The 14,965-nt window shown below is 74.6% G+C and carries 17 protein-coding genes; 11 read left to right on the top strand and 6 right to left on the bottom strand.

Annotated elements, in window-relative coordinates; all coding sequences use genetic code 11:
• Positions 1–122: 122 nt before the first annotated feature.
• Entirely contained in the window at positions 123–776 is a 654-nt protein-coding gene (locus ACLQ2W_RS32520; RefSeq protein WP_425791563.1) for an NADPH-dependent F420 reductase, read from the bottom strand.
• Positions 777–920: 144 nt separating this feature from the next.
• Between ACLQ2W_RS32520 and ACLQ2W_RS32525 the strand changes: the two genes are divergently transcribed.
• Positions 921–1,499, top strand: coding sequence for a TetR/AcrR family transcriptional regulator (locus ACLQ2W_RS32525; RefSeq protein WP_425791565.1), 579 nt, complete (start codon positions 921–923; stop codon positions 1,497–1,499).
• Positions 1,500–1,544: 45 nt separating this feature from the next.
• On the opposite strand, the gene ACLQ2W_RS32530 is transcribed toward ACLQ2W_RS32525, so the two are convergent.
• Positions 1,545–2,351, bottom strand: coding sequence for a hypothetical protein (locus ACLQ2W_RS32530; RefSeq protein WP_425791567.1), 807 nt, complete (start codon positions 2,349–2,351; stop codon positions 1,545–1,547).
• A 74-nt stretch (positions 2,352–2,425) separates the two neighbouring features.
• On the opposite strand from ACLQ2W_RS32530, the gene ACLQ2W_RS32535 reads away from it, so the two are divergent.
• Together ACLQ2W_RS32535 and ACLQ2W_RS32540 are read left to right on the top strand one after the other, a co-directional pair.
• Positions 2,426–3,370 carry a Ppx/GppA phosphatase family protein gene (locus ACLQ2W_RS32535; RefSeq protein ID WP_405091357.1) on the top strand — a complete coding sequence of 315 codons (945 nt, stop codon included), beginning with the start codon at positions 2,426–2,428 and terminating at the stop codon, positions 3,368–3,370.
• A gap of 76 nt (positions 3,371–3,446) precedes the next feature.
• Positions 3,447–4,253, top strand: a complete 807-nt coding sequence (locus ACLQ2W_RS32540; RefSeq protein ID WP_425791569.1) for a sugar phosphate isomerase/epimerase family protein — start codon at positions 3,447–3,449, stop codon at positions 4,251–4,253.
• A gap of 21 nt (positions 4,254–4,274) precedes the next feature.
• On the opposite strand, the gene ACLQ2W_RS32545 is transcribed toward ACLQ2W_RS32540, so the two are convergent.
• The 3 genes from ACLQ2W_RS32545 to ACLQ2W_RS32555 are packed head-to-tail and all read right to left on the bottom strand — an operon-like array spanning position 4,275 to position 6,301.
• Positions 4,275–4,841 carry a CGNR zinc finger domain-containing protein gene (locus ACLQ2W_RS32545; RefSeq protein ID WP_107160407.1) on the bottom strand — a complete coding sequence of 189 codons (567 nt, stop codon included), beginning with the start codon at positions 4,839–4,841 and terminating at the stop codon, positions 4,275–4,277.
• 19 nt (positions 4,842–4,860) lie between these two features.
• Positions 4,861–6,027 (bottom strand): glutathionylspermidine synthase family protein, encoded by a 1,167-nt coding sequence (locus ACLQ2W_RS32550; RefSeq protein WP_425791572.1) that lies wholly within the window; start codon positions 6,025–6,027, stop codon positions 4,861–4,863.
• A 1-nt stretch (position 6,028) separates the two neighbouring features.
• Positions 6,029–6,301 carry a hypothetical protein gene (locus ACLQ2W_RS32555; protein WP_405091354.1) on the bottom strand — a complete coding sequence of 91 codons (273 nt, stop codon included), beginning with the start codon at positions 6,299–6,301 and terminating at the stop codon, positions 6,029–6,031.
• A gap of 73 nt (positions 6,302–6,374) precedes the next feature.
• Between ACLQ2W_RS32555 and ACLQ2W_RS32560 the strand changes: the two genes are divergently transcribed.
• Complete coding sequence (locus ACLQ2W_RS32560) at positions 6,375–7,295, top strand: proline dehydrogenase family protein (protein WP_425791574.1); 921 nt, start codon at positions 6,375–6,377, stop codon at positions 7,293–7,295.
• 1 nt (position 7,296) lies between these two features.
• On the opposite strand, the gene ACLQ2W_RS32565 is transcribed toward ACLQ2W_RS32560, so the two are convergent.
• Entirely contained in the window at positions 7,297–7,701 is a 405-nt protein-coding gene (locus tag ACLQ2W_RS32565; protein ID WP_425791576.1) for a VOC family protein, read from the bottom strand.
• Positions 7,702–7,778: 77 nt separating this feature from the next.
• On the opposite strand from ACLQ2W_RS32565, the gene ACLQ2W_RS32570 reads away from it, so the two are divergent.
• The 7 genes from ACLQ2W_RS32570 to ACLQ2W_RS32600 all read left to right on the top strand — a co-directional run bounded on the left by ACLQ2W_RS32570 (position 7,779) and on the right by ACLQ2W_RS32600 (position 14,949).
• Complete coding sequence (locus ACLQ2W_RS32570; RefSeq protein WP_425791578.1) at positions 7,779–8,573, top strand: alpha/beta fold hydrolase; 795 nt, start codon at positions 7,779–7,781, stop codon at positions 8,571–8,573.
• Positions 8,566–9,135, top strand: a complete 570-nt coding sequence (locus tag ACLQ2W_RS32575) for a TetR/AcrR family transcriptional regulator (RefSeq protein WP_425791580.1) — start codon at positions 8,566–8,568, stop codon at positions 9,133–9,135. Before ACLQ2W_RS32570 ends, ACLQ2W_RS32575 begins: the two co-directional genes overlap by 8 nt.
• Positions 9,132–9,599 carry a YrdB family protein gene (locus ACLQ2W_RS32580; RefSeq protein ID WP_425791582.1) on the top strand — a complete coding sequence of 156 codons (468 nt, stop codon included), beginning with the start codon at positions 9,132–9,134 and terminating at the stop codon, positions 9,597–9,599. Before ACLQ2W_RS32575 ends, ACLQ2W_RS32580 begins: the two co-directional genes overlap by 4 nt.
• 518 nt (positions 9,600–10,117) lie before the next feature.
• Positions 10,118–11,467, top strand: a complete 1,350-nt coding sequence (locus ACLQ2W_RS32585; RefSeq protein ID WP_425791584.1) for a hypothetical protein — start codon at positions 10,118–10,120, stop codon at positions 11,465–11,467.
• Positions 11,468–11,516: 49 nt separating this feature from the next.
• The gene (locus tag ACLQ2W_RS32590; RefSeq protein WP_425791586.1) at positions 11,517–12,914 is read left to right on the top strand and encodes an efflux RND transporter periplasmic adaptor subunit; all 1,398 of its coding nucleotides are present in this window, start codon (positions 11,517–11,519) and stop codon (positions 12,912–12,914) included.
• Positions 12,911–13,768, top strand: a complete 858-nt coding sequence (locus tag ACLQ2W_RS32595; RefSeq protein WP_425791588.1) for an ABC transporter ATP-binding protein — start codon at positions 12,911–12,913, stop codon at positions 13,766–13,768. Before ACLQ2W_RS32590 ends, ACLQ2W_RS32595 begins: the two co-directional genes overlap by 4 nt.
• Positions 13,765–14,949, top strand: a complete 1,185-nt coding sequence (locus tag ACLQ2W_RS32600) for an ABC transporter permease (protein ID WP_425791589.1) — start codon at positions 13,765–13,767, stop codon at positions 14,947–14,949. Before ACLQ2W_RS32595 ends, ACLQ2W_RS32600 begins: the two co-directional genes overlap by 4 nt.
• The last annotated feature ends 16 nt before the right edge of the window (positions 14,950–14,965 follow it).

The raw sequence follows: 14,965 nt of genomic DNA on the forward strand, positions 1-14,965 counted from the left end.
CTACCCGGATGCGTACGCGCAGTGGGAGAAGCAGGCCACCGACCTGGTCAACAAGCACTGGAACAGCTGAGACAGCGTGAAGGCCGGCACCCCGGACAGGGGTGCCGGCCTTCTGCGTGCGCTCAGCGCACGACCTTCACGTTGAACAGCGGCGTGCCCAGTCGGCCGTAGAGACGCAGCCAGATCGGCAGCAGCATCTCGGTGCCCCGCGCCGTGGTGATGTCGCCCAGGTCGAGCACGTCGGTGTGGCCGAAGCTGGTGAGCAGTTCGGTGACCACGCCCTTGGCGTCGGCGTCGTCGCCCGACACGAAGACGGTGTGGTCGCCGTCGGCGAGCTGCTTGGGGTGGGCCATCAGGTCGGCGGTGAGCGTGTTGAGCGCCTTCACCACCCGGGTACGCGGGAACGCCCGTTGGATCCGCTCGCCGAGCGAGTCGTCGTTGAGCACCGAGAGGGTGGGCGGGAAGCCCTGGCTGAAGTCGAGTGGGTTGGCGATGTCGAGCAGGATCTTGCCGGCCAGGTTCTCCGCACCCGCCGCGTCGAGGGCGGGGAGGGATCCGTCGCCGTTGGTGGCGTTCACGACCAGGTCCGCCCCGGCGGCGGCGTCGGCGTACCCGGCCAGGGCGATCCCCGGATGGCCGCTGGCCCACTCACCCCAACTCCCGGCCCGGGTGGTGGCGACATCCCGGGTGCCGACGGTCACCTCGTGGCCCAGTTCGGCGGCGCGGGCGGCGATGGCCCGGCCCACCATGCCGGTGCCCAGTACTGCGATGCGCATGTCGAATCCGTCCTCCGTTCTCGGCCGAGCTTCGCGGAACGTGCTCGGTACTCACCGAGACTAACAGACAGGTCTGTCTACTAACAGGCTCCAGGAGACGTACCTGTCTGTAGACTCTGCGGCGCAGAAACGAGGAGGAACCACATGGCCCGCACCCCCGCCGGCGCCGCCCGGGAACGCATCCTGGAGACCGCGTTCCGGCTGTTCTACGCGTACGGGCCGCGCGGCGTCGGGGTCGACACCGTCATCGCCGAGTCGGGCGTTGCCAAGGCCACGCTCTACAAGCACTTCCCGAGCAAGGACGACCTGGTGCTCGCGTACCTCGACAAGGTCGACCTGGCCTGGTCGGCGGCGCTGCGGGCGGCGGCGGAGGCCGCCGGGACCGACCCGCGCGAGCAGCTCGTCGGCATGTTCGACGCGCTCGGCGGAGCCTGTCGCCGGGAGGGCTACCACGGTTGCGCGTTCATCAACACCGCTGCGGAGACACCGGCCGGCAGCCCGGTGCACGCCCGCACCGTCGCGCACAAGAACGCGGTCCGGGACTGGGTGACCGGCCTGGCCCGGCAGGCCGGCGCGGCCGAGCCGGAGTCGCTGGCCCGCCAACTCACCCTGCTGCTCGACGGCGGCCTGGCCGGCGGTGTTCTCGACAGCGATCCGGCGATCGCCGACGCGGCGAAGCGGAGCGCCCGCGCCCTGATCGACGTGGCGCTCCCGAAGCGTTAAACGGGGGCCCCTGCTCTACCGGAGGCGTTAAAAAGGGGCCCTTCCTTACTCGCTCGCCGGGTGGGGGGCGATCTGGCCCTGGCGCAGGCGGGCGGCGCACAGCTCGACCAGCTTCGCGTACGCGGGCGCGCCGATCAGCGCGGTCAGCTCCGGGCCGTAGGAGACGTACATCGGCTCGGCGCCGACGTGCGCGTCCGTGGAGGAGGTGCACCACCAGTCCAGGTCGTGCCCGCCCGCGCCCCAGCCGCGCCTGTCGAACTCGGCCAGCGTGGAGATGAGCACCTTGGTGTTGTCCGGCCGCTTGTGCCACTCCTGGTCCCGGCGGACCGGCAGTTGCCAGCAGACGTCGGGCTTGTACTCCAGCGGGTGCACGCCGTCGCGCAGCGCCTGGGCGTGCAGCGCGCAGCCGCCGCCGGCCGGGAAGTCGGCGTCGTTGAGGAACACGCAGGGCGCGTCCACGTCCCGGGTGGCGGTGCGCCGGGCCGGCGTCTTGCCGTCGACCGTGTCGTTCTCGGTCCAGTTCTTGAAGCCACGACGGAAGTGCTGCCAGGTCTCCGGCGTGAGCCGCTTGACGGCCGCCCGGACCCGCTTCTCGTCGTCGGAGTCGGTGAAGAACGCGCCGTGCGAGCAGCACCCGTCCGCGGCCCGCCCGGCGACGATGCCGTGGCAGCCCTGACCGAAGATGCACGTCCAGCGGGAGAGCAGCCAGGTCAGGTCGGCGCGGACGACGTGCTTCGGGTCGGCCGGGTCGACGAACTCGATCCACTCCCGGGGGAAATCCAGCCCGACCTCGCGGCTGCGCGGGTCCTCCGGGTCGTCCACCAGCACGCGAAGCTCGATCTGCCCTGTCACCCGGACCAGCGTACGCGTGCTCTCCCCACCCGGCCGGCGAGCCGACGAAACGTGTTGCCCCTAGGGTCTTTCCCATGCGACTGGGTGTCCTCGACGTCGGTTCCAACACGGTGCACCTCCTGGTGGTCGACGCCCACCACGGCGCGCACCCCTGGCCGGCGCACTCCGAGAAGGTGGTGCTGCGGCTGGCCGAGCAGATCGGCCCGGACGGCGCGTTGACCGACGCGGGCGCGGACGGGCTGGTCAAGGCGGTCGGCATGGCGCGGGCGGCGGCCGACGGGCTGGGCGCCGAGGACCTGCTGGCGTTCGCCACCAGCGCGGTCCGGGACGCCACCAACGCGGGCGAGGTGCTGGCCCGGGTCCGCGACGAGACCGGCGTACGCCTGGAGGTGCTCTCCGGCGCGGACGAGGCGCGGATGACGTTCCTCGCGGTGCGGCGGTGGTTCGGGTGGTCCGCCGGCCGACTGTTGGCGATGGACATCGGCGGCGGCTCGCTGGAGCTGGCCGCCGGCATCGACGAGCATCCGGACGTCGCGGTCTCGCTGCCGCTCGGCGCGGGCCGGCTCAGCCGGGAGCGGCTGGCGGTCGATCCGGCCGGCCTGCTGCCACCGTCCGCCGAGGCCGTGGAGGGGCTGCGGGAGTACGTGGACGCGCAGCTCGACCCGGTGGTGAAGCAGTTGACCGAGGTGGGCTGGGAGCGTCCGGTGGCGAGCTCGAAGACGTTCCGCACGCTGGCCCGGCTGGCCGGCGCCGCGCCGTCCGGCGCCGGTCTATGGGCCCGGCGCAGCCTGACCCGCACCGGGCTGCGGCAGGTGCTCGGGTTCGTCCGGCACATCCCGCCGGCCCACCTGCCCGAGCTGGAGGGGGTCAGCACGCAGCGGGCCCACCAGCTCCTCGCCGGTGCGGTGGTGGCCGAGGCGGTGATGCGCCGGCTCGACGTCGACAGCCTGGACATCTGCCCGTGGGCGTTGCGGGAGGGGGTCATCCTGCGTCGGCTGGATCAGCTCGCGCCGATGTGATCCGGGGCGCTCGCTACGGGCGCTTTGCGGGTGCTCGTCCCGATGCCTCCTGGCGGGGGCGGCTACCCTGAGGGGTGTGACTTCCCGCGTGCCGGTGCTCCTGTCCACGTCCTCGGTCTTCCCCGAACGGACCGCGGCGGCGTTCCAGCTCGCCGCCGCGCTCGGCTACGACGGCGTCGAGGTGATGGTCTGGACGGACCCGGTGAGCCAGGACGCGGGCGCGCTGCGCGGCCTCGCCGAGCACTACGGCGTCCCGGTGCTCTCGGTGCACGCGCCGTGCCTGCTGGTCACCCAGCGGGTGTGGAGCGCCGACCCGTGGGAGCGGCTGCGCCGGGCCGCCGAGCTGGCCGAGACGCTGGAGGCGCCGACCGTGGTGGTGCATCCGCCGTTCACCTGGCAGCGTGACTACGCGCGGACGTTCGGCGACGGGCTGGAGGCCACCGCCGGGCGGTTCGGCGGGCTCCGTTTCGCGGTGGAGAACATGTTCCCGGTGCGGATGGCCGGCCGGCAGTTCGTGCCGTACGTGCCGGGCTGGGACCCGACCGACACCGGCTACGCCTCCTACACGCTGGACCTGTCGCACTGCGCGGCCTCGCACGCCGACGCGTTGGCCATGGCCGACCGGATGGGCGCCGGGCTGGCGCACGTGCACCTGGGTGACGGCACCGGCGAGGGGCGGGACGAACACCTGGTGCCCGGCCGGGGCGGTCAGCCCTGCGCGGAGCTGCTCCGTTCGCTGGCCGGCCGCGGCTTCACCGGCTCGGTGGCGGTGGAGGTGACCACCCGGGGCGCGAAGAGCCGCGCGGTCCGTGAGGCGGATCTGCGCGAGGCGCTGGAGTTCGCCCGCGCGAACCTGACCGCCCCCTCGCCGGTCGACGCCTGACCCGACCCGTGTCGGTGGGTGTCAGCTCACCGGGGCGAGCGGCTGGGCCGGCACCGGCTGCTCGCCGACCGCGGCGCGCTTGCGGGCCCGGTGCGCCGCCACGTGCGAGCGGGTGGCGCAGCGCTCCGAGCAAAACCGCCGGCAGCAGTTCGACGAGGTGTCCAGGTAGACGTTGCCGCAGCGTTCGTCCGCGCAGACGCCGAACCGGGCGCTGCCGTACTCGCAGAGCCAGACCGACAGGCCCCAGACCGCGCCGGCCAGGTATTCCGCGGAGACCGACGCGCCCCGGCTGGTCACGTGCATGTGCCAGTCGGAGGAGTCGTGCCCGGAGATGCGGGGCTGCACCGGGAACGCCTCCAGCAGCGCGTTCAGCTCCGTGACGGCGTCGGCGTCGCGCCCCGACGTGCCGTACTCGAAGACGTCCCGGAGGCGCTTCTGCGCCCGCCGGAAGATCGCCAGGTCCCGTTCCGCGACCTCGTCGCGCATCCAGGCGTTCTCGTCCGGGAAGAGAGCCCGCAGGCCGTCCAGGTCGTCCAGCCGGGCGTTGACGAGCTCGACCCCGGTCCGGGCGTACGCGTCGAAGTTCACGGGACCAACGGTAGACGACTCAGCGCGGACGCGGCGCGTCGATGTAGTGGGGCAGAAACCGCGCGTAACCGTCTGTGATGAGGCTCTCGCTTTCGCGTACGCCCACGCCGGCCGACCCGCCGTCCACGACCCAGCTTCCGAGCACCACGTGGTTGCCGTCGAACTGGGGCAACGCGCGGAACTCCTGGAAGCAGAAGCCCTCGTCGCCGTAGATCCCCGGGTTGGTGATCTCGGTGTCGCCGGTCACGATGCGTACCGATCCGCCCTCGCGGCCGAGCAACGGCTTGGCCACGTACTCGGACATCCCGCGTGGCGAGTCGAGGTACGCCGGCAGCAGCAGCTCGTGCCCGGGGTACAGCTCCCAGAGCACGGCCAGCAGCGCCTTGTTCGACAGCAGCAGCTTCCAGGCCGGCTCGATCCAGGTGGTCGGCGTGCCCGGGTCCAGCGCCGGCGGCCCGTACGGCTCGGCGAGCATCCACTCCCAGGGGTAGAGCTTGAAGCAGGTGGTGATCGGCCGGTCGTCGGCGTCGACGAAGCGCCGCCCGTCCCAGCCGACCCGCTGGATCGGCATGAGCGTCACGTCCAGCCCCGCCTGGCGGGCCGTCTCGGCGAGGTAGCCGGCGGTGATCTGGTCCTCGCCCGACTCCTCCTCGTTCGACCAGAGCACGTGCACGCGCGGGTCGTGCAGCCCGGCGCCGATCTTGGCCCACGCGCCGACCAGCCGTTCGTGCAGGCTGTTCCACTGGTCCGCGTCCGGGTGGGTGTGCTCCAGCCAGTACCACTGCACGATGCTTGCCTCGACCAGCGCGGTCGGGGTGTCCGCGTTGTACTCCAGCATCTTCGGCGGCCAGGTGCCGTCGTAGGCGAGGTCGAAGCGGCCGTAGAGCGTCGGCGGGGCCTCCCGCAGCGAGCGGGCGACCGCCTCGGCGGCCCACTCCGGGATGCCGAACTCGGCGTGGCGGCGGCGGGCCACCACGTGCTCGGCGGCGGCCACCGACATCCGGTGCAGCTCCTCGGTCGCCTCCTCCAGCCGGAGCACCTCGTCCAGCGTGAACGCGTACGCCGCGGTCTCGTCCCAGTACGACATGATCTCGCCGTCGGGCAGCTCGGTGTCGACGTACACCAGGCCCTGGGCCCGGATGGTGTCGTCCCAGTCGGGGCGCGGCGTGCTGGCCTCGCGGCGCACGTCAGCCGCCGCAGGAGGCGAGGAAGGTGCCGAAGCCGCCGCGGTCGGGCAGCGCGGCGGTGGTCGGGGCGACGTCGCCGCGCGCGGCGGCCGGCGCGGGGACCCGCAGCGCCACCGCGACGGTGTCACCGCCCCCGCCGGCCGGCCCGAGGGCGCAGTCGTCATCGTCGTCGTCGTAGCCGTTGTTGCAGCCGGAGAGCGCGAGCGCCAGCGCGGTCAGCGCACCGAGCTGCACGGTGGCGGAGCGGAGCCGGCGGCGGGGGTGTCGTTCCACGTGAACGTTGTAGCCGATCGTCGCCACTTCGGGTACCCGGCGGGAGGTCGAGGGCGGGGGTTACGCTCGGCTCATGCTCCGTTCCGTCATCCTCGCCGCCTCCCGGTCATCCCGGGTGGAGCGGCTCGTCGCGACGGCCCCGTTCACCCGGGACGTCGTCCGCCGGTTCGTCGCCGGCGCCGGCACCGACGACGCGTTGCGCGCGACCCGCGCACTCGTCGGCGACGGCCAAGCGGTCACCCTCGACTACCTGGGCGAGGACACCACCACCCCGGAGCAGGCGAACGCCACCCGGGACGAATACCTCACCCTGCTGCGCCTGCTCGGCGCCGCCGGCCTCACCCCGGCCGCCGAGGTCAGCGTGAAGCTGTCCGCGCTCGGCCAGGCGTTCGACGAGCAGTTCGCGTACGACAACGCGCGGCAGATCTGCGTGGCGGCCGACGCGGCCGGCACCACTGTCACGCTGGACATGGAGGACCACACCACCACCGACTCGACGCTGGACGTGCTGGCCAAGCTGCGTAAGGACCACCCGTCGACCGGCGCGGTGCTCCAGGCGTACCTGCGGCGGACCGAGTCGGACTGCCGCGAGCTGGCCGCCGCCGGGTCCCGGGTGCGGTTGTGCAAGGGCGCGTACAAGGAGCCGGAGTCGGTGGCGTACCAGTCCGCCCGCGAGGTGGACAAGTCGTACGTGCGCTGCATGAACGTGCTGATGGCGGGCGACGGCTACCCGATGCTCGCCACCCACGACCCGCGCCTGATCGCGATCGGCGAGGACCGGGCCCGCTGGTTCGACCGCGACCCGGGCCGGTTCGAGTTCCAGATGCTCTACGGCATCCGCCCGGAGGAGCAGCAGCGCCTGGTCGGCGAGGGCTACACGGTGCGCACCTACGTCCCCTACGGCGACCAGTGGTACGGCTACCTGATGCGCCGGCTGGCCGAGCGCCCGGCCAACCTGGCGTTCTTCGGCCGTGCGGTGATGTCGAAGAAGTGAGTCAGTCGTTCGACCAGGTCCGGGTGCAGAGCACGAGGCGGTAGCCGTCCGGATCGGCGAACGTGATCCCCCACCTGTCCCAGTACGGGCCGGCGGAGACCCTGGTCCCGCCGGCCCGTTCCAGTCTCGTCACCAGGCCGTCCTCCACCGGGCCGTCGAGGTAGAGCACGAACAGGTCCTCCTCGGTGGGGCGGGGTTCGACGGTCAGCGTCGCGCCGCCCACCAGTTCCAGGTGCCAGGCCGCGCCGGGGAGGCCGAGCATCACCAGGTCGTGCTCGCCCGGCCCGTCGGGCGCGCCCCGGTAGAGCACGTCCAGGCCAAGGCCGTCGGCCCAGAACCGGACGGCTGCGGCCAGGTCGCGGCTGGGCCGCGCCAGGCGTACGTGGGTGTCGGCGGAGATCGGCATGTCGGTGATCGTGCGACCTCAGGTCGGGTTGAGGTCAAGCCTTGACGCGCAAAGCTAATGTCATTAGCCTTACGGCTATGACAGTTAGCCAGGTGGCGCGGGACGGCGGGACGATCGCGTACGAGGTGCACGGCGCGGGGCCGCTGGTGGTGCTCGCGCACGGCATGGGGGAGAACCGGGCGGCGTTCCGACACCTGGTGCCGCTGCTGGTGGCGGCCGGCTACCGGGTCGCGTCGATCGACGTCCGCGGGCACGGTGACTCCAGCCCGCACTGGCCCACGTACGCCCCGGCCGAGGTCGGCGGCGACCTGCTCGCCGTGGTGCGCGAGCTGGACGGCGGGCCGGCCACGCTGGTCGGCAGCTCGTCCAGCGGGGCGGGCGTGGTCTTCGCCGCCGCCGACGCGCCGGAGCTGGTCAGTGGCATCGTGCAGCTCAGCCCGTTCGTGAGCCAGCCGAAGCCGAACCCGGTGATGCGCGCGCTCCAGGCCGCCGTGCTGCGCAGCCCACGACTGTTCGGGATGTTCCACCGCACGCTCTTCCCCTGCGGGCGGCCGGCCGACGACGCCGCGTACCGGAAGGAACTGGTCGCCAGGCTGCGCGGCCGGATGGACGCGGTCCGCGGCGTGGTCGCGCCGGTCGACCCGCACTGGACCGCACGGGCCCGCGAGGTGCGGCAGCCGGTGCTGGTGCTGATGGGCACGAAGGACCCGGACTTCCCCGACCCCGGCGCCGAGGCGCGGGCCGCCCGCCGGCAGTTCGCCGTCGCCGAGGCGCGCATGATCGCCGACTCCGGCCACTACCCGCACGCCGACCAGCCCGACGCCACCGCCGCCGACCTGGTCGAGTTCCTGGCGGTGACCGCGCGTGCCTAGGGCCGGCCTGACCCCGGCGACGGTGGTCCGGGAGGCCGCCGTGCTGGCCGACGAGGTCGGCCACGACCGGCTCACCCTGGCCGCGCTCGCCGGCCGGCTCGGCGTCGCGCTGCCCAGCCTCTACAAGCACGTGCGGGGCGTGGACGCGCTGCACCAGAAGCTCGCCGTGCTCGCCACCACCGAGATCGCCGACATGCTGACCAGCGCCGCCGCGGGCCGGGCCGGCGACGACGCGCTGCGCGCGGTCGCCACCGCCTACCGGGGGTACGCCCGGCGGCACCCCGGCCGCTACCCGGCCACCCAGCGCGCGCCCGACCCGGCCGACCCCGAGCACCTGGCCGCCGCCGAACGTGCGGTCGACGCGATCTTCGCGATCCTGCGGGGGTACGGCATCGACGGGGACGCCGCCGTCGACGCCACCCGGATGTTCCGGGCCACCGTGCACGGGTTCGTCACGCTGGAGGCGGCGGGCGGATTCGGCCTGCCCCGGGACGTCGACCGCTCGTTCGACCGGATGATCGACGGGCTCGACCTCGCGTACCGCGGCTGGCGGTCCCGGTGAAGGCGGCGCTGCTGGGCGGCATCTTCCTGCTGGAGGTGGCGCTGCTGGCCGCGGCCGGCTTCTGGGGCGGCACGCTCGACGCCGGCTGGCCGGTGCGGCTGCTCGCAGGCCTGGGCGCCCCACTGGTCATGGCCGTCGTCTGGGGGCTGTTCTGCTCGCCCCGTGCCACCGTGCGGCTGCCGGCCCCGGCCAAGCTCGGCGTCCAGTCCGCCTGCTTCCTCACTGGCGGAGTCCTGCTGACCCTGACCGGCCACTTCCCTGCGGGCGCGGTGCTCGTGCTCCTCTGGGCTGTCACCAAGACGCTCCTCACCCGCGCCGCACCCGACCGGGGCACGGCAGATCTTGGAAGCGGAGGGCCCCTGCGAGGGCCATTTCCTTCCAAGATCTGGTGCGAGATGCGAGCGAAGGGACACTCGCAGGACTCTTTCCCGGAACGCCCGATTGGTCGTACCCTTCGCCGGTGACCGACGGCGACGACAAGCCCTCCGGCCGGGTAGCCGACGGCGACGAGCCGAGCGCCGGGAATGACGGCGCGGGGCAGTGCCCACAGGCCGATGTCGACGAGGCGTCGACACACCCCGTTCCGGCAGCAGAAACCTCGACGGACGATCCGTCCCCGTCGCACCCGGTCATTCCTCGACCGACCGTGGCCGGCCCGCCGTCGGTGGCCGCGGGCCCGAGCCCGGTCGCGTCCGACCCGAGTGGGGCCGGTGGCCCCGGCCCGAGCCCGGTCGTGGCCATCGAGGCGAGCGCATCCGGACCCGCCGTGACGCCGGCTCCGCCCCTGCCCGGTGCGGAGCCGGCTGAGAAGCCGGAGGCCCCGGAGCCGAACCCGACCCCTGCCCCGGAGCTTCCCGCCCCGGAGGCACCTGCCACGGCACCACCTGCCCCGGCACCACCTGCGTCGGAGCCGTCTGCGTCGGAGCCGTCTGCGTCGGAGCCGACCGTTTCGGCACCGAGCACGCCGGCACCGACTGCGCCGGTGTCGAGCCCGGCCGTGCCGGATGCGGCCCCGCCCGTCCCGCTCACCCCCACGGCGGCGCAGACGGCCGTCGTACCCGTCGTGCCCGCCCCGGCCCGGACGACCGGGACGCGGCGGCGGTGGCCGCTCTGGACCGTGCTCGGGCTGGCCCTGGGGCTGGTCGCGGGCGCGGTGCCCGGCGTACTCCTGCGGCAGCTCGCGCCGGACGCGGCCGGCCAGCAGACGGCGGGCCGGGAGGCGCCCGGTACGGCGGCCGAGCGGCAACTCGCCGCGCGGATGGTCGCGCAGCTCGACCGGCAGGGCAGCGCGCTGCTGCGCGGCGACAAGGCCGGCTTCCTCGCCGTGGCGGAGCCGAGCGTGCGGCCGGCGCTCACCCGGCGGTACGCGGCGCTGCGGGCGCTCCGGGTCACGACGTGGCGGCCCGGCACCGAACGGGTGCCGGTGGCGGTGGACGGGCAGCCCGGCCAGTGGCGGCTGACCGTGACGGTGGGCTACTGCTTCGTGGTGCCGGGTTGCGCGCCGAGCACGGCGGAGCTGGGCACCCGGTGGCGGCTGGTGGGGGAGGAGCCGCGGCTGGTGGCCGTGGAGCCGTCCCGGACGGACCCGACCGGCGTACGCCCGTGGGAGGTGGACGACCTGGTGGTGGCGGTCGGTAGGCGGGCGCTGGTGGCCACCACGCCGGCCCAGCGGGCCAAGCTGCCCGGCCTGCTCGCCCGCGCCGAGGCCGCCGCCCGGGCCGCCGACCGGTACGCGGTCGGCCCGCCGCCGGACCGGTACCTGGTGTACTACGCCGGCCGGGCCGAGTGGCAGCGCTGGTACGGCGGTGGCCGGCCGAAGTGGACCGCCGGTTACGCGGTGGGAGTCGGCGGTGGCCGCCACGACGTCGTGCTCAACGCGCAGAGCCTCGCCCCGGCCGGCGTCGACGACCTGCTCCGGCACGAGTTGACGCACGCCGCCTCGCTGCCCGACCAGGGCTACGCGGACCGCGCGGACTGGTGGCTGGTGGAAGGGCTGGCCGAGTACGCCGGCACGGACGGCCAGCCGGTGGACCGCTACGAGGGGCTGGCCGAGGTGCGCAAGCTGCTCCGGGGCGGGTGGTCCGGCCGGCTGGACGCGGTGGCGCCGGCCGACGACGCGACCGACGACCGGGTCGGCGGCGCCTACGGCGTCGGGTACCTGGCGGTGCGCCACCTGGTCGACAGGTACGGCGAGCAGCGGGTGCTGGACTTCTTCCGGGCCGTGGTGCACCAGCGCCGCGCCCCGGACGACGCCGCCGACGAGGTGTTCGGCGATCCGTGGCCGGCGCTGCACGACGACTGCGTCGCCTACGTCCGGTCGGCCGCCGGCTGAGCGGCGACCCGACGCGCCGAGGCGTCGACACCGGTCGACGGGTCGTAGCATGGGCCCGGTGGCCCGCACCCCCTCGCCGCTGCTGCCCGCGGCCCGCCGCCCCCGTCTCGTCACCGCCCTCCTCGCCGCCGTCGCGCTGACCGGCACCACCGCCGCCAGGTGCGGCGACGACACCCCCACCGTCAGCGTCGCCGCCGTGGGGCGCGCGCCGGTCACCGAGGTGATCGACGCGCCGGCCACCGTCACCGCGCGGGCCGCGGCGACGCTCACCGCCCCCGCCGACGGCACGGTGGCCGCCCTGAAGGTCCAGCCCGGACAGCGGGTCACCCGGGGCCAGGTGCTCGCGGTGATCGACTCGCCGTCCGCGCGGGAGCGCCTCGCCCGGGCGCGGGACGCGCTGCGCGCCGCGAAGCGGGCCGGCCGGGGTGTCGGCGTCGGCGACCTGGGCGGCAACCGGCGCGGCACCGACCGGGCCGCCGACGAGGCGTTCGCCGCCGCGCGGGCCGCCGCCGGCAAGGTCGGCGACCCGCAGGCCCGGGCCGCGCTGCTGCTCCAGGTCGAGTCCGCGCAGCGGCAGTACGCGTCGGCCGCCCGCGCCGCCGACCGCGCGGTCGCCGCCGTGCAGCGCGGCGTGGCGGGCCTGAACAGCGCCGTCGGCGCGTTGTCGGCCGCCCAGCGCCTCCAGGCCCAGCAGGCGTACGACCTGGCGAAGGCGACCGTCGACGCGTTGACGCTGCGCGCCCCGATCGCCGGCGTGGTGCAGCCGGGCGGCACCCGGGCGGCGACGCCTACCGACCTGGCCGGGTTGCTCGGCGCGGCCGGCGGCGCGGGGGTGCCCGGCCTCGACCCGTCGGCGTTGGGCGCGGCCGGGTCGGGTGGGGGCCCGCCGGCCGGGGTCGACGACGCGGTGCCGGCCGGTGGCCGGGTCACCGCCGGCACGCCGGTGCTCACCGTGGTGGACATCGGCCGACTGGGCCTGCTCGCCGAGGTGGACGAGACGGACGTGCTGCTGGTCCGCGCCGGGGTGCCCGCCTCGGTCGAGCTGGACGCGGTGACCGGCGCGACGTACGAGGCGACGGTCCGTTCGGTCGACGTGTTGCCCACCAGCTCGGCGCGGGGCGGTGTCACCTACCGGGTCCGGCTCGACCTGGGTGCCGGCCGGCTCGGCGAGGAGGCCGCCCCGGCGCCCCGTCCGGGCATGAACGCGGTGGTCCGGCTCCGGGTCCGGGAGGCGACGGACGCGGTGGCGGTGCCGGCCTCGGCGGTCTTCTCCGCCGACGGGCGGGACGCGGTCTGGGTGCTGCGGGGCGGCCGGGCGGACCGGGTGCCGGTGACCGTCGGCGTGCAGGGGCAGGATCTGGTGCAGATCGTCGACGGGGTGCGGGCTGGCGACCGGGTCGTGGTGCGCGGCGCCGACCAGGTGCGCGACGGCCAGGAACTGCCGTGACCGTCGCCGCGGTCGAGGCGGTCGACGTCTCCCGCGCGTACGAGCTGGACGGGGTGTCGGTGTCCGCGCTGCGCGGCGTGTCGCTCACCATCGACCAGGGCGAGTACGTGGCGGTGATCGGGCCCTCCGGCTCCGGCAAGTCCACGCTGATGCACCTGCTGGGCGGGCTGGACCGGCCCACCGGCGGCCGGTTGGTGATCGGTGGCCGGGACGTGGCCACGCTGACTGCGCCGGAGCTTGCGACGCTGCGCAACGAGACGATCGGCTTCGTCTTCCAGGCGTTCCACCTGCTGGCCCGGACGTCCGCGGTGGACAACGTGGCGCTGCCGCTCGTCTATCGGGGCGTCGGGGCGCGGCAGCGGCGGGAACGGGCGGCGGCGATGCTGGGCCGGGTCGGGCTGGGGCATCGCCTGCACCACCGGCCGAACCAGCTCTCCGGAGGCGAGCAGCAGCGGGTGGCGATCGCCCGGGCGCTGGTCACCGAGCCGGCGGTGCTGCTCGCCGACGAGCCCACCGGCAACCTGGACAGCGTCACCGGCGAGGCGGTGCTGGAGCTGCTGGAGCGGTTGAACGCGGAGTCCGGGGTGGCGCTGGTGATGGTGACGCACGACCAGGAGGTGGCGGCCCGCGCACGTCGGCGGATCGCGGTCCGGGACGGGCTGATCCGGTCCGACACCGCTCATGATCGACCGGGGTCGGCCGACGCGGACGGACCTGCGACACTGGGTCCCGCTCCCAGCGCGGAGCCCCGGTCCGCGTCCGGAAGCGGCCCGGGGCACCCGTCCGGTGGCTCCGGTGGCGCCACCGGAGCCACCGGACGCCTTCCGCGTGCCGGCGACGGGGCGGCCCGGTGAGGGTGGCCGAGGCGTGGCGGGTGGCGCTGGACGCGCTGCGCGCCAACCGGATGCGCAGCCTGCTGACCATGCTCGGCGTGATCATCGGGGTCGCCTCGGTGGTGATCCTGGTGGCCATCGGCACCGGCACGAAGCGGCAGGTCGAGCAGCAGGTCGAGGGGCTCGGCTCGAACCTGCTGCTGGTGGTGCCCGGGAAGATCGAGGTGGGCACCGCGCCGGTGGTGTCGCCGCTGGACCTCAAGGACGTCGACGCCGTCTCCCGGGTGGTCGGCGATCCCGGCCGGGTGGCCGTGACGGTGGCCTCCGGCGCGACCGCGCGGGCCGGCAACCGGTCCGACTTCACCACCGTGCAGGGCGTGCTGGAGACCACCCCGTCGGTGTTCACCCGGTCGCTGGCCCGGGGCCGCTACCTGTCCGGGGCCGACGTGGACACCAGCCGCCGGGTGGCGGTGCTCGGCGCGTCGGTGGCCCGGACGCTCTTCCCCGACCGTGATCCGCTCGGCCAGCAGGTGACGCTGGCCGGCGTACGGTTCCGGGTGATCGGCGTCTTCGCCCCGCTCGGGCAGAGCCTCGGCGTGGACCGGGACGACGAGGTGCACGTCCCGGTGACCGCCGCGCAGCGGCTGTGGGGCACCCGGCGGATCGACGGCATCGCGGTCAAGGCGCCGGACCGGGAGCGGATCGACCAGCTCGGCGAGCGGATCGTCGCGGAGCTGTCCCGCCGGCACCCGGACACCGAGTTCAGCGCCGTCACCCAGCAGCAGATCCTCGGTGTGCTCGGCGACATCCTGGGCGTGCTCACCGGCGTGCTGGCCGCGATCGCCGGCATCTCGCTGCTGGTCGGCGGCGTCGGCGTCTCCAACATCATGCTGGTCTCGGTACGCGAGCGCACCCGCGAGATCGGCCTGCGCAAGGCGGTCGGCGCCCGGCCCCGGGACATCGGCGTGCAGTTCCTGCTGGAGGCGGTGCTGCTCACCTCGATCGGTGGCCTGACCGGGATGGCGCTCGGGGTGGGCACCGCGCTGCTCGTCGACGCGTTCTCCCCGATCCCGGCCGCGATCACCTGGTGGTCGCTGGCGTTGGCGTTCGGCGTCTCGGCGGCGGTGGGCATCGTGTTCGGCGTGGTGCCGGCGCAGCGGGCCGGCCGGCTCGATCCGGTGGTGGCGTTGCGCGCCGAGTAGGCGATCCGGACGCGCC

This window comes from Micromonospora sp. DT227 (assembly GCF_049841835.1).
Lineage (GTDB): Bacteria > Actinomycetota > Actinomycetes > Mycobacteriales > Micromonosporaceae > Micromonospora.

Bases quoted from the DNA above. Each gene is read 5' to 3' on its own strand.
- ACLQ2W_RS32520 (WP_425791563.1), bottom strand. From the start codon at position 776: ATGCGCATCGCAGTACTGGGCACCGGCATGGTGGGCCGGGCCATCGCC.
- ACLQ2W_RS32525 (WP_425791565.1), top strand. From the start codon at position 921: ATGGCCCGCACCCCCGCCGGCGCCGCCCGGGAACGCATCCTGGAGACC.
- ACLQ2W_RS32535 (WP_405091357.1), top strand. From the start codon at position 2,426: ATGCGACTGGGTGTCCTCGACGTCGGTTCCAACACGGTGCACCTCCTG.
- ACLQ2W_RS32560 (WP_425791574.1), top strand. From the start codon at position 6,375: ATGCTCCGTTCCGTCATCCTCGCCGCCTCCCGGTCATCCCGGGTGGAG.
- ACLQ2W_RS32565 (WP_425791576.1), bottom strand. From the start codon at position 7,701: ATGCCGATCTCCGCCGACACCCACGTACGCCTGGCGCGGCCCAGCCGC.
- ACLQ2W_RS32570 (WP_425791578.1), top strand. From the start codon at position 7,779: ATGACAGTTAGCCAGGTGGCGCGGGACGGCGGGACGATCGCGTACGAG.
- ACLQ2W_RS32590 (WP_425791586.1), top strand. From the start codon at position 11,517: ATGGGCCCGGTGGCCCGCACCCCCTCGCCGCTGCTGCCCGCGGCCCGC.